Below are 4,566 nucleotides of genomic sequence, written 5' to 3'. Positions count from 1 at the left end.
CGGCGCGTCTTCCGCCCACAGCTCGGCGATACGAGCCTTGGCCTCATCTGAGATCCACTCCACGGCACAACCTCCCGCTCTGATCGAACCCGACCGAGGCGGGTGTTGCGTTGATCCCCTGAGACCAAGGCAGTTCTGCGTTACGTCGAGGCGAGCGACCCACAGCAGGTTCGGTGGTATCGGCAGGTCGTTCTACGCGGTCACTGTCGCTCGGAGACGACAGGTAGTACAACGATGCCGATGGCACTCGAGCTCTTGCCCCTCGCCACCGGTCGAGTAAGTGTCCGGCCCATTGTGTGGATACCCAACACACCGCTTGGAACGCGGCTCGTTGGCGAACTGTCGTCCTTTGACATAGAAGGCGAGCGACTCCGCGCGCACATGTTTGGAGTGGCGGCGGCGGATTGGCCAGTGGTTTCGCCAGACGCGACCGTGTCCACAATCGACGTTCGAGTCACCCTTGAGACTGATGACGGAGCGCTGTTGTACGCGCAGTACGGCGGCCGTATTGACATGACCAAGACGCCCGTCACCGTGTACTCCACACCCCGCTTCGACACCGGCGATGAGCGCTACTTATGGCTAAGTCGAATACAGGTCGTGGGGAAGGGCACGTTCGACGACACCCTCACAAGCATCGAGTACGAGTTCTACGAGCTTCGGTGAGCCGACCAGACCTCATTAGCGACCACCTTGTACCGGGGGGCCACGACCGATTGCCCGATCCGCCAGCGCCGAGCGGCAGATCTGGCGCGCGCAACCCGGATCATTGACACGCAATGCTCGCGGTCGCGAGCGCGCTCTATACGGCACTTCGATGACACTCGCCCTGGGCTTTCGGCGCGTGGGATCGAACACACGTTGGACTGATCGGCTGCTGTCAGTTCAGGTCTTGCAATGCTTCGGTGGCGCGTCGCTCGACGATCGAGTACCCGTAAGCCGCAGCGGCAGCGTGCGCCTTGGTGAAAAGGTCCCGTGCCTTCTCGGTGTCGCCTGGGCCACGACGCTCGGCGAGCATCTTTCCCCATGAGAGGTCGGTGCGGGCGGCGAAGAACTTGGCACCCACCCGGTCGCTGAACGCGGCGGCTTGAGTGAAGTAGGCGTTGGCCTGGTCGTAGCGGCCGAGGACGGTCGCGAGGCCACCGAGGAAATGGCTGACCGGGTCTGCAGGCGTAATAGTGAAGGGCAACTGATCGGCCCATGGACGGAGCTGGTCGAACAACGACTCGGCGTAGAGCGGGTCTCGACATTCGATGGCCGCTCCGGCGTAATTCGCCATTCCCGCGATCCACGTTGTTCCGTCCAACGGCAGATCGAAACCTGCAACCGCGAACTCCTCCAGCAGCTGACGCGCGTCGTTGGTGCGGCCCACCTCTGCGTATGCACTGGCCAGGACCGCACGGTACATGGGAATCCCTGGATTCTCGTCGACCGCCTGCTCGATGAGTGGGACGAGCTCGCTCAGCGTTCCGCGCTGAAGGTACACGGTGATGCGCTGCGCATCGAAGAACAACGTGGCGTCGGGCTCGCCCCCGTCGGTGCCGATCTGGAGTGCCTCGGTGGCCAGTTGTTCGGCCCGATCGGTGTCCCCGGCGATCTGAGCTCGCCCGGCACCTAGGTAGGTGTGCACCCACCTGAGGGTCGGCTGGTCCAGCTGCTCGGCGAGCGATCCCATGATCTCGAGACAGCGGTCTACCTCGTCGATGTCCCCGGCGGACGCCGTCGACCAGAGGCGAGTAGTCGCAGCCCAGAAGAGCAGGAGCGGGTCGCCAATTCGCTCGGCGCGGACCACGGCGTCGGCCGTCCGGGCCAGCGACTGCTCGAGTAGTGGTGGCGTGAGGAGCGGCCAGCAGACCTGGTTGAGGACCTGCACGATGACGGCGTCGTCACCAGAGGACTCGGCGATGGCGATGGCTTCTTCGGCCAGGGCCTGGCGCCGCTCGAGCGGGCTGCCGAAGGAGAGTTCGGCACATACGGTGGCGAGCACGAGCGCCCGGTCGAGATGATCTTTGGAGAGCCGATCGATGGCCATCTCCAGTATCTCGACTCTGTCGGTGTCGATGACACCGGCGGCACTGAACATGCCACGGTTGCTGGCCAGAGCGGCGGCCACGAGCCGCTCTGTGTCACCGAGGTCGGTGGCCCTTCGAGCGGCATCGAGGAGCGTGTCGCGAAAGGCGGGGTCTCCGGTCTGGCGCTGGGCGGTACCGAGCCCGATGGCCAGGTCGATACCCGGGACCGGATCGAGATCGTCGGTCTGTCTCAACAGTTCGAGAGCCTGGGTGTAGTAGCCAACCCGCACGTCGCGAGTAGCTGATGGCCTTGGCCAGGTCTCCATGTCGGGCGGTGCTCGACCAGTGTCGGGCCAGTTCACCGATGCGGGACCCGGGGCGGTCCCCGCAGAGGTCCTCTAACGCCTCGGCCACCTGTCGATGCGTCCGGGCGCGGCGGTTGGGACCCAAGTCCTCGTACAGCGTGTGCTGGATGAGGGCGTGGGCGAAGTTGTAGTGCCCCGCGGTGTCGGCCAGTTCGCGCACCAGGGCCACGGCCGCGGCGCCGTCGAGGATGTCGAGAAGGTGTTCCTCTGAGGTGGTCGTCGCCCGGGCCAGGAGATCGAAGTCGAAGTCCCTGCCGATCACCGCCGCAATGGACAGCACCCGCCGGGCATCTTCACCCAGACGCCCGACCCGGCCTCCGATCACCTCACGCACGCTGTCGGGCAGCGCCATCTGTTCGAGGGAGTCCCGGGCGACCCACCGGCCGCCCGCTTCCCGGTAGATCGCGCCGGTCTCTGACAGATGACGCAATACCTCGCTCACGAAGAACGGGTTGCCGTCCGTCTCGCGATACACGGCGTGGGCGAGTCCTACGGCCATTTCATCTAGGGCGTGGCCGGCGGCGGCCTCCATGAACGACACGACGCCGGCGTCGTCGAACCCCCTGAGCTCGATCCGGCTGACACCTCTCTGGCGATGCAGCGCCGCCAGGGTGTCGAGCAAGGGGTTCGACGCCGACAGCTCGATGTTGCGATAGATCCCGAGGATGAGTATTCGCACGGCGTGCTCGGTCGCGGTGAGATGGCGCAGAAGCAGCAGGCTTCCCTTGTCGGCCCATTGGAGGTCGTCGAGCACGAGCATGACGGGCTGGTGCTCGGAGGCCATCGCAAGGAGACCAACTGCCGCTGCGAACAGCAGATATCGCTCAGAGTCGGCGTCGACGGCCTTTGACGGCGGGAGCCCCGGGATCCTGCTCGCGAGGGCGGGGACCAGCCGTGCCAGTTCGGAGCCGTGTTCCTCCACGTGGGCGAGGAGCTGGGCCTCGGTGACATGGGTGACGTAGTGGCCGAGGGACTCGGCGAAGAGTTGGTAGGGAGTGGCGAGGTCCTCCTCGCAGTGTCCGAACAACACACAGGTCCCCGCGTCGAACGCAGCGCGCGCCGCTTCGGCGACCATCGTGGTCTTGCCCAGGCCGGCCTCACCGGAGACGAGCATCACCTCGCGCCCCTCGCCCCCGGTCACGCGCTTGGTGGCGTCCATGATCGTTTGCACCTCGGCTTCGCGTCCCACAACACCCACGCCGGGGCGAACAGCCAGGCGGTCGGGGAGCGGGACGGCTGTCCCAGAGACGGCTGCTCCCAAGGGTTCCCAGAGCACCTCGACCGTCTCGACGGGGTCGGGCAGTCCTTTCAGGGTCAGGCCCCCGTGTGCTTTGAGTTGGTGACGGGTACGACGCCCGGCCGTGAGTCGCACCCACTGCGACGCCAGGATCTGCCCGCCCTCGCAGGCGGCACAGAGCCGGGCCGCTTCAACCACCGGGTCCCCGAAGTAGTCGTTGTCCTCTCGACTGACTTCACCGCCGCTCAGTCCGACCCGCAGGCCCACCGATTGCTCACGGCCCCGGTTGGCGCGTTCGACGCCCTGTTGCATGGCCACGCCACACGCCAGGGCAGCCGAGGCCGGGCCGAAAACCACCATGAGTCCGTCACCCAGGTTCTTTACCTCGGTGCCCCCGGCTTCGGCGATGGCCTGGCGCAGGATGGAGAAGTGTCGCCGGCGGACATCGTCGGCGGCGTCGGCCGACAGGCGCTGCGACAGTTCCGTCGAGCCCACCATGTCTGTGAACAGGATGGCCATGTTCTCGGTGGTCATCGGCGCGCTACTCCCGCCTCCACCCCTCTACCGTAAGCCGCGCACCACCCGAGCCGCACTGTGCTCCTGAGGAGCCGAGCCCGAGTTCTCAGATCGCCGCGAGCTGCTGCCGCCGTATCCCACACCCGCCGGGTCCATGGCACGTCATCCGCGACGTGATCGTCTTGGGCCGCTTCCTTCCGCGAACGCGCCCGATTGCCCGATCCGGGAGCGCCGAGCGGCATCTCTGAAGGTGTGGGGCCGGTCAAGTGGAGACTGGTCTTGATTGGCTTTGGAAGTAGTCGTCGTTCTCGCACATGCAGGCGCGCGTCAAGGCGACGGGTCCAGTGACGCGCCCGCAGCGAAGCGTGGACGAACGACCTTGACGCCGGCGCCGGGTGGCGCAGGATCAGCGACGAGGACGAGGACGATTCAGTTG

3 protein-coding genes are annotated in these 4,566 nt (G+C 66.1%); 1 reads left to right on the top strand and 2 read right to left on the bottom strand.

Features of this window, described 5'->3' with window-relative positions; translation table 11 throughout:
* The first annotated feature begins 234 nt into the window (after nucleotides 1-234).
* Nucleotides 235-666 carry a DUF3237 domain-containing protein gene (locus tag E6G06_22420; protein ID TML84740.1) on the top strand — a complete coding sequence of 144 codons (432 nt, stop codon included), beginning with the start codon at nucleotides 235-237 and terminating at the stop codon, nucleotides 664-666.
* Nucleotides 667-880: 214 nt separating this feature from the next.
* Here the strand turns inward: E6G06_22420 and E6G06_22415 are convergent, their stop codons facing one another.
* Both E6G06_22415 and E6G06_22410 read right to left on the bottom strand, forming a co-directional pair.
* A complete protein-coding gene (locus E6G06_22415) occupies nucleotides 881-2,083 on the bottom strand; it encodes a hypothetical protein (GenBank protein ID TML84739.1) in 1,203 nt (400 codons plus the stop codon).
* 43 nt (nucleotides 2,084-2,126) lie between these two features.
* Nucleotides 2,127-4,148 (bottom strand): hypothetical protein, encoded by a 2,022-nt coding sequence (locus E6G06_22410; protein TML84738.1) that lies wholly within the window; start codon nucleotides 4,146-4,148, stop codon nucleotides 2,127-2,129.
* Nucleotides 4,149-4,566: the final 418 nt, after the last annotated feature.

The organism is Actinomycetota bacterium, assembly GCA_005888325.1.
GTDB lineage: Bacteria > Actinomycetota > Acidimicrobiia > Acidimicrobiales > AC-14 > AC-14.
This window is presented reverse-complemented; position numbering and strand designations above follow the sequence as displayed.